Annotated in this window: 13 protein-coding genes; 5 read left to right on the top strand and 8 right to left on the bottom strand. The window is 44.5% G+C overall.

What is annotated here, in order from left to right; genetic code table 11:
* Positions 1-41 precede the first annotated feature (41 nt).
* The 8 genes from ybgE to aspS form a co-directional block, all read right to left on the bottom strand.
* The gene (gene ybgE / locus AB4329_RS04765; RefSeq protein ID WP_017055065.1) at positions 42-344 is read right to left on the bottom strand and encodes a cyd operon protein YbgE; all 303 of its coding nucleotides are present in this window, start codon (positions 342-344) and stop codon (positions 42-44) included.
* Positions 337-444 carry a cytochrome bd-I oxidase subunit CydX gene (gene cydX / locus AB4329_RS04760; RefSeq protein ID WP_000270284.1) on the bottom strand — a complete coding sequence of 36 codons (108 nt, stop codon included), beginning with the start codon at positions 442-444 and terminating at the stop codon, positions 337-339. Before cydX ends, ybgE begins: the two co-directional genes overlap by 8 nt.
* Positions 445-475: 31 nt before the next feature.
* A complete protein-coding gene (gene cydB / locus AB4329_RS04755; protein ID WP_017062076.1) occupies positions 476-1612 on the bottom strand; it encodes a cytochrome d ubiquinol oxidase subunit II in 1137 nt (378 codons plus the stop codon).
* Positions 1613-1625: 13 nt separating this feature from the next.
* Positions 1626-3212, bottom strand: coding sequence for a cytochrome ubiquinol oxidase subunit I (gene cydA / locus AB4329_RS04750; protein WP_061032863.1), 1587 nt, complete (start codon positions 3210-3212; stop codon positions 1626-1628).
* Positions 3213-3764: 552 nt separating this feature from the next.
* Positions 3765-4781: a Holliday junction branch migration DNA helicase RuvB gene (gene ruvB / locus AB4329_RS04745; RefSeq protein WP_372137743.1), complete on the bottom strand. Its 1017-nt coding sequence runs from the start codon at positions 4779-4781 to the stop codon at positions 3765-3767.
* A 103-nt stretch (positions 4782-4884) separates the two neighbouring features.
* Positions 4885-5496, bottom strand: a complete 612-nt coding sequence (gene ruvA, locus AB4329_RS04740; protein WP_017062079.1) for a Holliday junction branch migration protein RuvA — start codon at positions 5494-5496, stop codon at positions 4885-4887.
* A gap of 153 nt (positions 5497-5649) precedes the next feature.
* Positions 5650-6171, bottom strand: coding sequence for a crossover junction endodeoxyribonuclease RuvC (gene ruvC, locus AB4329_RS04735; RefSeq protein ID WP_008219936.1), 522 nt, complete (start codon positions 6169-6171; stop codon positions 5650-5652).
* A 171-nt stretch (positions 6172-6342) separates the two neighbouring features.
* Positions 6343-8121 carry an aspartate--tRNA ligase gene (aspS, locus tag AB4329_RS04730; RefSeq protein WP_017062081.1) on the bottom strand — a complete coding sequence of 593 codons (1779 nt, stop codon included), beginning with the start codon at positions 8119-8121 and terminating at the stop codon, positions 6343-6345.
* A gap of 314 nt (positions 8122-8435) precedes the next feature.
* On the opposite strand from aspS, the gene AB4329_RS04725 reads away from it, so the two are divergent.
* The 5 genes from AB4329_RS04725 (at position 8436) to AB4329_RS04705 (ending at position 13943) form a co-directional block, all read left to right on the top strand.
* Positions 8436-9341: a DUF72 domain-containing protein gene (locus tag AB4329_RS04725; RefSeq protein WP_029235140.1), complete on the top strand. Its 906-nt coding sequence runs from the start codon at positions 8436-8438 to the stop codon at positions 9339-9341.
* Between the two features lie 139 nt (positions 9342-9480).
* Entirely contained in the window at positions 9481-10209 is a 729-nt protein-coding gene (cmoA, locus tag AB4329_RS04720; RefSeq protein ID WP_017062083.1) for a carboxy-S-adenosyl-L-methionine synthase CmoA, read from the top strand.
* Between the two features lie 186 nt (positions 10210-10395).
* On the top strand, positions 10396-11367 hold the full coding sequence (gene cmoB / locus AB4329_RS04715) for a tRNA 5-methoxyuridine(34)/uridine 5-oxyacetic acid(34) synthase CmoB (protein WP_017062084.1): 972 nt from the start codon (positions 10396-10398) through the stop codon (positions 11365-11367).
* A gap of 312 nt (positions 11368-11679) precedes the next feature.
* Positions 11680-12420, top strand: a complete 741-nt coding sequence (locus AB4329_RS04710) for an ATP-dependent zinc protease (protein ID WP_017062085.1) — start codon at positions 11680-11682, stop codon at positions 12418-12420.
* A gap of 17 nt (positions 12421-12437) precedes the next feature.
* Positions 12438-13943 carry an inactive transglutaminase family protein gene (locus AB4329_RS04705; protein ID WP_029235671.1) on the top strand — a complete coding sequence of 502 codons (1506 nt, stop codon included), beginning with the start codon at positions 12438-12440 and terminating at the stop codon, positions 13941-13943.
* Positions 13944-13946 lie beyond the last annotated feature (3 nt).

Below are 13946 nucleotides of genomic sequence, written 5' to 3'. Positions count from 1 at the left end.
TATAAAGGCTCACGTTGTTATGAACCTAAATCCTTTGCCTTTTATAGAAGGCGCAGCACCGTTAGGTAGAGCAAAATTGTGAGTGAAACATATGGGCTAAACAGTAGCTGCCACATCCAAGCTCTTGGCTTAAATCCGATACCGTAAACCATGCTTGAGCATACTGCCCAGATAAACATTGGCCCGATGATCGCGTTAAAGCCACCGATGCTTGTCGCATACGCTTCAGGATCCCACATCACTAAACCCACATGCATGAAACCCAATACTAGGGATAAGGCTCTAAGCAGAGTCTTATCCATTGGTTGATGCAGCTTAGCGATTTGCTCTGCGAGATTACTCACTGTCTTTGTCCATCATTTCTGAATGCTCTAGCCATAGAGCATTGATGATGCCGAATGCACATGCTAGAAGTACACCCAAAATCCATGCGAAATACCACATAAAATTTCTCCTAAGTTATTTAACTTCTAGCTTAGTAAGCTGAAACGTCGTTATCTTCGATGTGTTTCTTATCTAGACGACCGAACATTTTGTAGTATGTCCAAGTTGTGTAGCCAAGAATCACAGGAACCATTACCGCCGCAACGACAGTCATAAGACCAAGCGTTAGCTCACTCGCTGTTGAATCCCACATAGTCAAGCTTTGGTTAGGGTTCAGGCTTGATGGCATTACGAATGGGAACATTGCAAAACCAGCAGTTAGAATAACACCAGCGTTCGATAGGCTTGAGAACAAGAATGCGAAACCACCACGCTCAAAGCGAGATGCAATCACAGCAAGCAGTGGCATTGCTACACCAAGGATCGGCGCAGCCCACATTGCTGGATAAGTTTCGAAGTTTGTCATCCAAGCACCCACTTGAAGTGATACTTCTTTGTTTAGTGGGTTTGAGTCAGCAAACGTATCGATAGTGCTCGTAATTACATAGCCTTCGATAGATTGAACCCAGAAACCACCAATAACGAATAGAGCAATAGCAATTAGGCCAGTGATCTGAGCAACGTTACGAGCACGAGCGTGCAGCGCTTCTGTTGTCTTCATTTGAAGCCATGTTGCACCTTGCATCACGAACAACATCAGAGCCAACACACCACAAAGCAATGCAAATGGGTTAAGCAGAGCGAAGAACGTACCATGGTACTTAGACATCATAAATTCGTTCAGTTCAAATGGAACACCTTGTAGTAGGTTACCAAATGCCACACCGAAAATGATTGGTGGTACTGCGCCACTAAAGCAAAGTGCGTAGTCCCAAGTTTTGCGCCATTTTGGATCTTCGATCTTTGAACGGTAGTCAAGAGCAAGTGGACGTAACCAAAGTGCAGCTAGCGTTACGTACATTGCGAAGTAAAAACCAGAGAAAGACGTCGCGTAAACCAGTGGCCATGCAGCAAACAATGCACCACCCGCAGTGATAAGCCAAACTTGGTTACCATCCCAGTGAGGGGCAATCGTGTTTAGCATAATACGACGTTCAGTGTCGCTCTTACCGATAACAGGTGACAGAGCGGCAACACCCATATCAAAGCCATCAGTTACGGCGAAACCAACCAGTAGAACACCGATCAATACCCACCAAATAAGTCGTAAGCTTTCGTAATCAAACATAATATTCCCTCACTTATACTTCAACTGAACGGCTAACTTTGTCTTCAACAGAGTTATCGTTTTGTTCGAAGTGGTAACGGCCTGTCTTCAAGCTACTTGGACCTTTACGTGCGAATTTCAGCATTAGGTAAACTTCAGCAATCAAGAACACTGTGTAAAGTGCCAGGATAGCGAATAGAGAAGTCCAAAGCTGTTCAATAGTCAGTGCTGATGCAGCAACGTTAACCGGTAGGATTTCACCAACCGCCCATGGTTGACGACCAAACTCAGCAACGAACCAACCTGCTTCAATCGCAATCCAAGGAAGTGGGATTGAGAATAGCGCAGCTTTAAGTACCCATGGTTTCTGTTCGATTTTCTGACGACACGTTTGAACAAACGCAGCACCGAATACAAACAGCATGATGAAGCCACAAGCAACCATCAGACGGAATGACCAGAATAGAGGCCAAACTGTTGGGATAGAATCATCCGCAGCCATTTGGATTTGGTCTTCTGTTGCGTCAACAACGTTGTCTGTGTAGCGCTTAAGAAGCAAGCCGTAACCTAGGTCACCTTTCACTTCGTCGAACGCTGCCATGTTTTCTTCAGACTTATCGCCTGCACGTAGTTTTTCTAGAAGTTCGTAAGCGTACATACCAGTACGGATACGATCAACGTGATCATCACGTAGGTCACGCAAGCCCGTTACTTCTTTATCAAGAGAACGCGTCGCAATGATACCCATTACGTAAGGGATCTTAATTGCGTAGTCAGTATCCATTGTTTCTTGGTTAGGAATACCAAAAACAGTAAATGCTGCTGGTGCTTCTTCCGTGTGCCACTCTGCTTCTACCGCAGCGAGCTTCACTTTCTGAACTTCACCAAGCTCGTAACCAGATTCATCACCTAGTACGATTACTGACAAGATCGCCGCCATACCGAAAGATGCTGCAATCGCGAAAGAACGACGAGCAAAGGCAAGGTCACGACCTTTAAGAATGTAGTATGAGCTGATACCAAGGATGAACATCGCACCCGTTGTGTAACCAGACGCTACTGTGTGTACGAATTTAACTTGTGCTACTGGGTTTAGTACAACTTCAGCGAAGCTCACCATTTCCATACGCATAGTTTCAAAGTTAAATTCCGCACCCACTGGGTTTTGCATCCAGCCGTTTGCTACCAAGATCCAAAGCGCAGAGAAGTTAGAGCCAAGTGCTACTAACCAAGTTACCGCTAAGTGCTGACGCTTTGACAGTCTGTCCCAACCGAAGAAGAATAGGCCAACAAAAGTAGACTCTAGGAAGAATGCAACAAGCGCTTCGATAGCTAGCGGAGCACCAAAAATGTCGCCAACATAGTGAGAATAGTAAGACCAGTTAGTACCAAACTGGAACTCCATGGTTAAGCCTGTCGCTACACCAAGAGCAAAGTTAATACCAAACAATTTACCCCAGAACTTGGTCATGTCCTTGTAAATTTGCTTGCCAGTCATTACATAAACTGACTCCATAATGGCAAGTAGAAATGCCATACCTAAAGTCAGTGGAACAAATAGGAAGTGATACATCGCTGTAAATGCAAACTGCAATCGCGACAGATCAACAACATCAATCATGGTAACTCCTTTGTGTCGGCTGAATGACACTTGTGTGATTATTCACCGCAAAAATCCATGTTAAAACAATTTATGCAATTGTTATTACAAGTTGAAATTTGTAGCAAAAACGTACCGTTATAGTTAGATTATTGTTAAGCATAAGCTAATATAGCTAGCGCTAATATTACTGGTAAAATCAGTATGTTTCAAAAGGTTTATGGGAGAACCCTGCGTTGATTTGTATCAAATTTATTCGAGCAAATTAGAGTTATTTTTGTACAATTATGATTAAAATCACACCAATTATGCTTGTCTTAATAACAGCGCATGATATCTGTGACAAATGCTCAGCACCGCCTCAACATCCGAATTACAACTACCTATAAAGTATTAACAAAAAATATGACAACTTATTTCATTTCCTGTTATCTAAATCAAACCTGAAATCAAAGTTTCCATTTTTGAAGCTCCCTTTTCGATCTTTTTATCGACTCGCTCAAAGAGTTGTTATTCAGTAAAAAGCAAAAAAAACCAGCGCTTATGCAACTGGGATCTTTAAAAATGAATAATTTAACGATTGGAGGGTTTATCTATTCCAAAGTGTAAATACGCTCTGTCGGTCGCGATTCGACCTCTTGGCGTCCTTTGTAGGTAACCTTGTTGAATCAAGTAAGGTTCTAACACATCTTCAATAGTGTCTCTCTCTTCACCAATCGCGGCAGCCATGTTGTCGATACCTACCGGACCACCACCAAACTTCTCCATAATCGCCAGCAGAAGCTTTCTATCCATGTAGTCGAAACCTTTAGCATCGACATCCAACATGTTTAGCGCTTTGTCAGCAACCTCCGGACAAATATGCCCGTCGCCTTTTACTTCCGCATAATCACGAACACGGCGCAGTAGACGGTTAGCAATACGTGGCGTACCACGAGCTCGGCGAGCAACTTCTAGCGCCCCTTCGGACTCCATAGAAAGACCAAGGCAATCTGCACTGCGCTGAACGATGTTTTGTAGATCTTCAACCTTGTAGTACTCAAGACGCTGAGTAATACCAAAACGGTCACGTAACGGCGATGTCAGTGAGCCAGCACGAGTGGTTGCGCCAATCAAAGTAAAAGGAGGAAGGTCAATCTTGATAGAGCGTGCCGCTGGGCCTTCACCAATCATGATATCTAATTGGTAGTCTTCCATTGCAGGGTACAACACCTCTTCAACCACAGGGCTTAAACGGTGAATCTCATCAATGAACAGGACATCATTTTCTTCGAGATTGGTCAGTAACGCCGCTAGGTCGCCTGCTTTTTCTAGAACAGGGCCTGAAGTCGTACGAATGTTGACATCCATCTCATTGGCAACAATGTTCGCCAACGTGGTTTTACCCAAGCCTGGAGGGCCAAATATCAACAGATGGTCGAGCGCCTCGTTACGCAGTTGTGCCGCTTTGATGAAAATCTCCATCTGGCCACGAACGTGATCCTGACCTTTATAGTCAGCCAGTGCTTTAGGGCGTATTGCACGATCAATGACATCTTCATCTTTGAATACTGGGTTATCCGGTGCAATAAGGCGATCGGCTTCAATCATAAATTCTGCTATTCCTAACTATGCTCTTGTTGACTCTGCGCTTCTTGACTCTGTGTAAAGGCAAAGTGAATGAGTCTATTTTGTCGAACAAGTATATTGGGTATTAAACCATCGATTTCAGAGCTTCGCGAATCAACTGTTCGCTGGTCATGCCATCTTTAGCCACTTGAGAAACCACCTTGGAAGCTTGAGTCGGCTTGTAGCCTAATGCAAGTAGCGCACTTACCGCTTCTTCTTCCGCGTCGTGAACGGTTGGCATAGAATCAATCGGAGCTGCATCTGTCGCTGGAGTAAACAAGTCACCCGCGCCCCACCCTTTCAGGCGGTCTTTCATTTCAACAACCAGACGTTCAGCGGTTTTCTTACCCACACCCGGAAGTTTAACCAGCGTCGAGATGTCTTCACGTTCAACACTTTGAACAAACTGGCTAGCCGTCATGCCTGAAAGAATGCCAAGGCCTAGCTTAGGGCCCACACCGTTCGCTTTGATCACTTCACGGAACAGCGCACGCTCTTTAACCGTGTTAAAACCATAAAGTAGCTGCGCATCTTCACGTACAACAAAGTGCGTGTAGATGATTGCCTCTTCGCCCACGTTTGGTAATTCGTAAAAACAGCTCATTGGCATTTGAACTTCATAGCCAACGCCACTCACTTCGATTAGTAATTCTGGTGGCTGTTTTTCTATTAATGTACCGCGTAGACGTCCGATCACAATTCACTCTCTTGATGGAATATAATTTGAGGGACAGAATATAAAAGAACTGGATGCTTATCCAGTTCTTTGTGTTTATTAAGATGATTTATTTAAGCTTGCTTAGCTTAAGAAACCGAATGATTCTGTCTTCAGAAACGCCATAGCCTATGGTTATCGGTAACGCCCTTTTCTTGCTCCTGTTGCTTTACCCGCAAGCGCTATCAAAGTTTTATTGGTGTTGGCGTGAGTGATCGCTACGCCTAGAGCATCGGCAGCATCGGCCTGTGGTTTAGCGGGTAACTTAAGCATGCTCATCACCATGTTCTGAACCATCGACTTATCTGCACCACCATTGCCTGTCACCGCTTGTTTGATTAGACGAGCCGCATATTCATGAACGGGGAGATCAGCATTTACCGCTGCCACTATCGCACTGCCACGCGCTTGTCCCAGCTTAAGCGCTGAGTCTGCATTCTTAGCCATGAAGACCTGCTCTATCGCAAACACATCCGGTTGAAACTGAGTGATGATTTCGCTCACACCGGCGTAGATTTGTTTGAGTCGGCCCGGCAGTTCTTTTTCAGAGGTGCGAATACAACCGCTACCTAAGTAATATAGATGGCGACCATTTTGACGAATCACGCCATAGCCGGTAATACGCGAGCCAGGGTCAATTCCTAAGATAATAGACATAACTTCAATACTGATTATTTATACATGCTTTATGAGCTTAGTATATCGAACGCAAAAAAAAATGCCCGTCAAATTAACGGGCATTCTCTAATTTACTGGCAAGTCTTGGCTAATTAATTGAGAGCTCTCTATCAACTAGGATCTCTTCATCAACAAGAAAAGATAACAGGCTTACGCTTGCTCTTTTTTCTCTGCCAATTTAACTGCGATTGCTAGCTCTTCCAGTGATGCTGGGTTCGCTAGGCTTGGCGCGTCTGTCAGTAGACATGCTGCAGCTGTTGTTTTCGGAAATGCGATAACGTCACGGATGTTCTCAGTACCACAAAGCAGCATTGCTAGACGGTCAAGACCGAATGCTAGACCAGCGTGCGGTGGCGTGCCGTACTTAAGCGCTTCAAGTAGGAAGCCGAACTTCTCTTGTTGCTCTTGTGCTTCGATACCTAGGATACCAAATACCGCTGTTTGCATTTCTGCGTTGTGGATACGTACAGAACCGCCGCCTACTTCGTAGCCGTTGATTACCATGTCGTATGCATCAGAATTTGCTGCTGCTGGGTTCGCTTTTAGCTCTTCGGCGTTCACACCTAGTGGTGATGTGAATGGGTGGTGCATTGCGTGTAGGTTACCTTCGCCGTCTTCTTCGAACATTGGGAAGTCAACAACCCACAGTGGAGCCCATGCAGATGTGTCTGTTAGCTCTAGATCCGTACCTAGTTTAAGACGAAGTGCGCCCATTGCTTCAGCAACGATGCCCGCTTTGTCTGCGCCGAACAGAATGATATCGCCAGATTCAGCTTGAGTACGATCTAGAATACCGTTGATTACGTCTTCGCTTAGGAATTTAGCAACTGGAGATTGAATACCTTCCATGCCTGCAGCACGGTCGTTAACCTTCATCCAAGCTAGGCCTTTCGCGCCGTAGATGTTTACGTGTTCAGCGTAGCCGTCGATTTGCTTACGAGTTAGCTTAGCACCACCTGGAACACGGATAACTGCTACGCGACCTTTTTCGTCGTTAGCTGGGCCAGAGAATACCTTGAATTCAACATCTTTAACCAAGTCAGCAACGTCCACTAACTCTAGTGGGTTACGTAGATCTGGCTTATCAGAACCGAAACGACGAATCGCTTCAGAGAAAGGCATTACTGGGAATTGACCTAGTTCAACATCTAGAAGTTCTTTCCACATATCGTGAACAAGCTTCTCAGTCACGTTACGTACTTCTTGAGAAGTCATGAAAGATGTTTCGATATCGATTTGAGTAAATTCAGGCTGACGGTCAGCACGTAAATCTTCATCACGGAAACATTTAACGATTTGGTAGTAACGGTCAAAACCAGACATCATCAGCAGTTGCTTGAAAAGCTGAGGAGATTGAGGAAGTGCGTAGAAGCTACCTTTGTGAACACGGCTTGGTACTAGGTAGTCACGAGCACCTTCTGGTGTCGCTTTCGTTAGTACTGGCGTTTCGATGTCTAGGAATAAGTTCTCATCTAGGAAACGACGAACGAAGCTAGAAGCACGTGCACGAAGCTTAATACGGTCGCTCATTTCTGGACGACGAAGATCGATGTAACGGTACTTAAGACGCTGCTCTTCAGAGTTCGTTTGGTTGAAGTCTAGTGGAAGCGCTTCTGAACGGTTAATGATCTCTAGACCCGTCGCGTAAAGTTCTACTTCACCAGTAGCCATGTCTTTATTTACTTGGCTGTCCGGACGAACTCGTACTTCACCAGTAAACTTGATACAGAATTCATTACGCAGTTGGTTAGCGATCGGGAAGATATCTTTCATATCTGGATCGACAACAACCTGAACGATGCCTTCACGATCACGCATATCAATAAAGATAAGACCGCCTAAATCACGGCGACGGTTTACCCAGCCGCACAATTCTACAGTTTGTCCCGCCAGGGACTTGTTCAGGTTACCACAGTAATGGGTACGCATAATGAATTTCCCAATCTCTTAATTATTTACTAATTTCCAAGCTGTCAGTGGTCATTCCACACAACAGAGCAAAGGAACATTTATACGCGGAAACTCGCTTAAAATCGACCTTCCACATTCGAATTTATTGTGTTTTATCTGGCTTTGCTGCTTTTTAGCCCATCAAGTGCGCAAAGATTCATCAAAACCGAAAAAATTGCGATAATTATATCTCGAAAGTACCTTAATCAGCAAAACTCTCGTAAAGTAGATTTTCGTTTCAACCCAAAAACTTTTTGTAATGACTGATGGCGTGATGGATAACGGTGTAATAGATGGATAATCGTGTAATAACAACAGAAACTTTACCTCTAAGACTTGGATTAACTATGTGGTCTCATTCTGAGTGGCAAAGTCAGTTCTACGGTAAAGGCACCAAGCCTGCCGAACGCTTGGAAAAATACACCCAAGTTTTCCATACCGTTGAGGGCAACACCACCTTTTACGCTACGCCAAGTATGTCTACCGTTCACAATTGGAAAGCCGCCAGTCACGATGATTTCAAGTTCACCTTCAAATTGCCCAAATTCATCACCCACCAGCAACAACTGAGACACTGCCAAGCCGAACTCAAAGAGTTCTTGATGACGATGTCGCCACTGCATGACCGTATTGGTCAATGGACGATTCAGCTGCCGCACAGTTTTGAGCCCAGCATGCTGCCTGCCCTACAAAAGTTTTGCACCTTATTCCCAAAAGATATGCAGCTTGGCGTCGAAGTTCGACACTTAGGTTTCTTTGATAAGGGCGATGCGGAAAAACGCTTCAACCAATGGCTGGTTGAGGAAGGCATCAATCGCATCATTATGGACAGCCGCCCCGTTTTCTCTGCGCCACCCACCACAGAAGCGGTGATCGATGCGCATCAGAAAAAACCGCGTGTTCCTGTTCATGCAATTGCTACCGCCAATAACCCGATGATTCGATTTATTGGTCACCCAGACCAAGAACCTAATATTGAGTTTTTTAAGCCTTGGTTTGCCAAAATCCCAAACTGGCTTAATGAAGGCAAGCAGCCCTATTTAATGATCCACACCCCAGACAATAACCACGCACCTGAACTTGCGATTGCTATTTATAAGAGGCTACAAAAGCAAGTCTCTGAAAATACATCATTATTACTGCCCGAACTGGCTCAGTTTCCAGCTCAAAAAGGCAATCACCAAATCTCGATGTTTTAACCTCTCACTTGTAAGTAGCTTCGAACCTTGAGCTAAATCTCAGTTTTCGTGACAGTGGCGTTTTTTTTACGTAAAATACGCCCCCTTTTATTTGGTACGAATTTTGTGCCAATTACGCTGACTGTCGAGAGAAAATGCTATGAGCAACACAGACAATATCTTTTCCGCTCCTATTGATAAAATTGGAGACTTCACCTTTGATGCAAGGGTTGCTGAAGTATTTCCGGATATGATTCAACGTTCGGTGCCTGGCTATAGCAATATCATCTCTGCAATCGGCATGCTGGCTGAGCGCTTTGTAAAGCCACACTCAAATATTTACGACCTTGGCTGCTCGCTTGGTGCTGCGACACTTTCTATGCGTCGTCACATTCAGCAAGAAGGCTGCACGATTTTCGCGATCGATAATTCAGAAGCCATGGTTGAGCGCTGCAAATTGCACGTTAATGCTTACCGCAGTGACACACCGGTAGAAGTGATTGAAGCCGACATCCGTGAAGTGGAAATCAAAGACGCTTCTGTTGTGGTGCTTAACTTTACGCTGCAATTTCTTTCTCCAGACGATCGATACGCTCTGCTTGAGAAAATTCATGCTGGCTTGCGCCCAGGCGGGATCTTAATCCTGTCAGAAAAATACGTATTCGAAGATGAAAGCTCAAATGAACTGCTTATCGACCTGCACCATGATTTCAAACGTGCTAACGGGTACAGCGAGCTAGAAGTAAGTCAGAAACGTAGCGCAATTGAAAACGTGATGCGCCCGGATTCGATCCCTGTTCACAGAGAGCGATTTGATAAGATTGGCTTCTCAAGCAGCGAAGTCTGGTTCCAATGTTTCAACTTTGGTTCAATGTTCGCGATAAAGTAAACATTTTAGATTACGTAACCGTCGCGACACCGTTAGCACGTACTAAAATGTCATCTTCAAGAGCGAGGAACAAACGAATTGGGGATCTCTTATCAAACACGATAAACGAGATTCCCTAGCATGTTTGTCCACACTCTTAATGGAGTGACAAATTTAATTTCTACACCACCAACTCAGTGAAAACCTATGTTTAATTTTGCCAATTTTTATCAACTTATTGCCCAAGATACTCGCCTTCAGCCGTGGCTAAATGTCCTGCCACAGCAACTGACCGATTGGCAAAATGCAGAGCACGGTGACTTTGACCGCTGGCTACGTGCACTAAACAAGATTCCACAAGACGTGCCAGATCAAGTTGACCTGAAAAATTCAGTGACGATTGGTAGTTCTACGCCATACCACACAGGCGAACTGAAAAAGCTAGAAAGCTTATTGAAGACTTTCCACCCGTGGAGAAAAGGTCCTTATACGGTTCACGACATCCATATCGATACAGAGTGGCGCAGTGACTGGAAATGGGATCGTGTGCTTCCACATATATCTCCATTAAAAAACCGTTCGGTTCTCGATGTAGGTTGTGGCAATGGTTACCACATGTGGCGCATGCTGGGTGAAGGTGCTCGCTTAACGGTTGGTATCGATCCTTCCCACCTATTCTTGGTTCAGTTTGAAGCAATTCGTAAGTTGATGGGCGATGACCAACGAGCTCACCTATTACCTCTAGGTATTGAGCAGCTCCCAAAGCTAGAAGCCTACGACACGGTATTCAGCATGGGCGTGCTTTACCATCGTCGTTCACCACTGGACCACTTGATTCAACTGAAAGACCAATTGGTGTCTGGCGGTGAACTGGTTCTTGAAACCTTGGTGATTGAAGGCGATGAGAACGCAGTATTAGTTCCGGTTGACCGTTACGCGCAAATGAGAAACGTCTACTTCTTCCCTTCAGCTCGCGCACTGAAACGCTGGCTAGAACAAGTTGGTTTTGAAGACGTACGAATCGTTGACGAAAATGTCACGACAATTGGTGAACAACGCACCACAGAATGGATGACACACAACTCTCTTCCAGATTACCTCGATCCGAACGATCCAAGTAAAACGGTTGAAGGTCACCCTGCACCGAGACGTGCGATTCTGGTAGCAACAAAGCCATAGATTTACTGCCCACAAAGCAGTGGCATATTGAGTAAATAAAGCACAAGCCTATTAAGGCAGCAAAACAATTGCTTGCATGGTCAAAAAGCCACTGTTAATTTCGCGGTGAACCTTGCTTCCTTAGCTTAAGAATTGAACAAAAATTGACTTGTGTTTAATAAGTGAGCTATTCCAAATAGCAATAATTGGCGTAGCGCTCACATTGCGATTCAATATGACCAGACTCTTACAATAGGATGCTTCACGCATCCTTTTTTGTGGGCTAAACTTCTAAATAGTCTGAACTATTCTCTAATTCTCAAAGGTTTTTTTATGTTTAAGCGATTATCGCCTATTGTGGCGGTTGGTTTGCTCTCTGGTTGTACTCTTACAAATGGTGCTACCTACCACCAAGAAACTCTCGACGCTATTTCCCGCTCAGAGACAAACATCGCAAATAAGGTTCAAAATCTTGAACTGCAACTAAGCAATCAAAGTGACTATATTGAAAGCTTAGAAGACGAAATTACTACCCTTTCTAGTCAATTAGATACCCATCTAACGAGCATGGAACACAAGGTTATTGAAGAGCTAGAGGAAGAGGAACCGGTCGCTATTGCCGTTGCTCCTATCGCTCCTATATCACAACCGACTATCCTTGGCGGCATCGAAAAAGTGTTTATCGACTCTATCAAGCAAAGCTTTGATGCTCGTGTTGATACAGGTGCAACCACCTCTTCTTTAAACGCTGTCGATATCAAAGAATTCGAACGTAACGGCAAGAACTGGGTTAAATTTCACCTAGACGACAAAGCCCAAGCTAAAGAAGACCAGAAATGGATTGAAGCGCCTGTTGTACGTTATGTAAAAATCCGTCAATCAACCAATGATCAAGCAGAACGTCGAGCTGTGATCGAATTATGGGTGAAAGTCGGAAAAATCCATGAAAAAGCGCAATTTACATTGGCGGATCGCTCTCAAATGAGTCACCCTGTGTTACTAGGGCGCGAATTTATCAAAGACATAGCGCTAGTAGATGTAAGTAAAAAGTACGTACAAACGGAAGTTAAATAACAATAGTAGGGTAAGCTATGACGTCAAGAATTCCATTTTATATCTCTATATTCCTGCTTATTGTGGCAGGTATAACACTGAGTATGTTCAGACATACGACCTACGGTGTACCTTGGACTCCAGGGGAAACCAGACAGGTTTGGGACGTTGAAGCTCGCATCGAGTTCAACGCAGTAGGCAAAGAAGCAAAAGTTTCCTTAGCGGCTCCTCATACTCAGTCTAACTACACACTTATCGGCGAATCGGCTTCATCGCCAGGTTATGGTATCTCTTACTTGAATACCGAATCAGGTCGCCGCGCAGAGTGGTCTATTCGATACGCAGATGGCCCTCAAACTATCTACTACAAAACACAATTCCTAGTCGACAACCAAGCAAAAGTTGATGCTATACCGCCAGAAGGCGAAGTCGCACAGCCAAGCTTCGACGGCCCTGAAGAAGCCGCTTCTTTTGCATTGATTGATAGAGCGACAAAGCGTTCTGCAGACAACCTCACTTTTACCCGTGAGCTCATCAAAACACTTAACGATCCAGACAGCCAAAACTCAGCGCTTATTCTGAATAACATGACTAAAGTGGAAGCGACACACAAGCTACTTTCAGCAGCAAACATTCACAATAAAGTGGTTGGTGTTATCGAGCTAGAAGATGGACGTCGTCGTCAATCTATCCAGCAAATGAACCAGATCTGGGATAACGACCAATGGGTTTTATTCTCTCCTGAATCAAGCGAACAGCAAGTTCAGCCAAACCTGCTAATTTGGGATGAATCAAATGTATCTCTATTAGACGTGGTTGGCGGTCAGAACAGTAAAGTTCACTTCTCGATGATTGCTCAGGAGGTGACTCCCACTGAAGCAACCAACAGTAAAGTCTCTGCGGATCAACTGTTAAACCTTTCCATTCATAGTCTGCCGCTAGAAGAGCAAGCGATGTTTAAAACCATCATGCTGATTCCTATCGGTGCTCTGATTGTTGTGTTCCTACGTGTCATCATCGGTCTGAAAACGTCTGGTACGTTCATGCCTGTACTGATTGCGGTAGCCTTTGTACAAACACAATTGGTAACGGGTATTGTCGGCTTCCTACTTATCGTAGGTACAGGTCTTATTATTCGAAGTTACTTATCCAAGCTCAACTTACTACTGGTCGCCAGGATATCCGCCGTAATCATCACGGTAATCATGATTATCTCTGTGTTTACTGTGGTCGCGTTTAAAGTGGGTCTGACTGAAGGTCTATCCATTACGTTCTTCCCAATGATTATCCTATCTTGGACTATCGAACGTATGTCTATCCTATGGGAAGAAGAAGGCGCGAAAGAAGTAATGCTGCAAGGTGGTGGTTCTCTATTTACTGCGGTTCTTGTTTACTTAGGCATGACTAACCCGTTCATTCAGCACTTAACGTTTAACTTTATTGGTTTACAACTTGTTATTCTAGCGACCATCTTGCTACTAGGTAACTACACAGGATACCGTCTAACCGAGCTTCGTCGCTTTAAACCGCTAGCGGAGGACTAAGTT

This window comes from Vibrio sp. 10N.261.54.A5 (genome assembly GCF_041471145.1).
Lineage (GTDB): Bacteria > Pseudomonadota > Gammaproteobacteria > Enterobacterales > Vibrionaceae > Vibrio > Vibrio crassostreae_C.
This window is presented reverse-complemented; position numbering and strand designations above follow the sequence as displayed.

What these genes read in the sequence shown, in the direction of transcription:
- cydX (WP_000270284.1), bottom strand. Translation starts at nt 444, where the DNA reads ATGTGGTATTTCGCATGGATTTTGGGTGTACTTCTAGCATGTGCATTC.
- cydB (WP_017062076.1), bottom strand. Translation starts at nt 1,612, where the DNA reads ATGTTTGATTACGAAAGCTTACGACTTATTTGGTGGGTATTGATCGGT.
- cydA (WP_061032863.1), bottom strand. Translation starts at nt 3,212, where the DNA reads ATGATTGATGTTGTTGATCTGTCGCGATTGCAGTTTGCATTTACAGCG.
- ruvB (WP_372137743.1), bottom strand. Translation starts at nt 4,781, where the DNA reads ATGATTGAAGCCGATCGCCTTATTGCACCGGATAACCCAGTATTCAAA.
- ruvC (WP_008219936.1), bottom strand. Translation starts at nt 6,171, where the DNA reads ATGTCTATTATCTTAGGAATTGACCCTGGCTCGCGTATTACCGGCTAT.
- aspS (WP_017062081.1), bottom strand. Translation starts at nt 8,121, where the DNA reads ATGCGTACCCATTACTGTGGTAACCTGAACAAGTCCCTGGCGGGACAA.
- AB4329_RS04725 (WP_029235140.1), top strand. Translation starts at nt 8,436, where the DNA reads ATGGATAATCGTGTAATAACAACAGAAACTTTACCTCTAAGACTTGGA.
- cmoA (WP_017062083.1), top strand. Translation starts at nt 9,481, where the DNA reads ATGAGCAACACAGACAATATCTTTTCCGCTCCTATTGATAAAATTGGA.
- cmoB (WP_017062084.1), top strand. Translation starts at nt 10,396, where the DNA reads ATGTTTAATTTTGCCAATTTTTATCAACTTATTGCCCAAGATACTCGC.
- AB4329_RS04710 (WP_017062085.1), top strand. Translation starts at nt 11,680, where the DNA reads ATGTTTAAGCGATTATCGCCTATTGTGGCGGTTGGTTTGCTCTCTGGT.
- AB4329_RS04705 (WP_029235671.1), top strand. Translation starts at nt 12,438, where the DNA reads ATGACGTCAAGAATTCCATTTTATATCTCTATATTCCTGCTTATTGTG.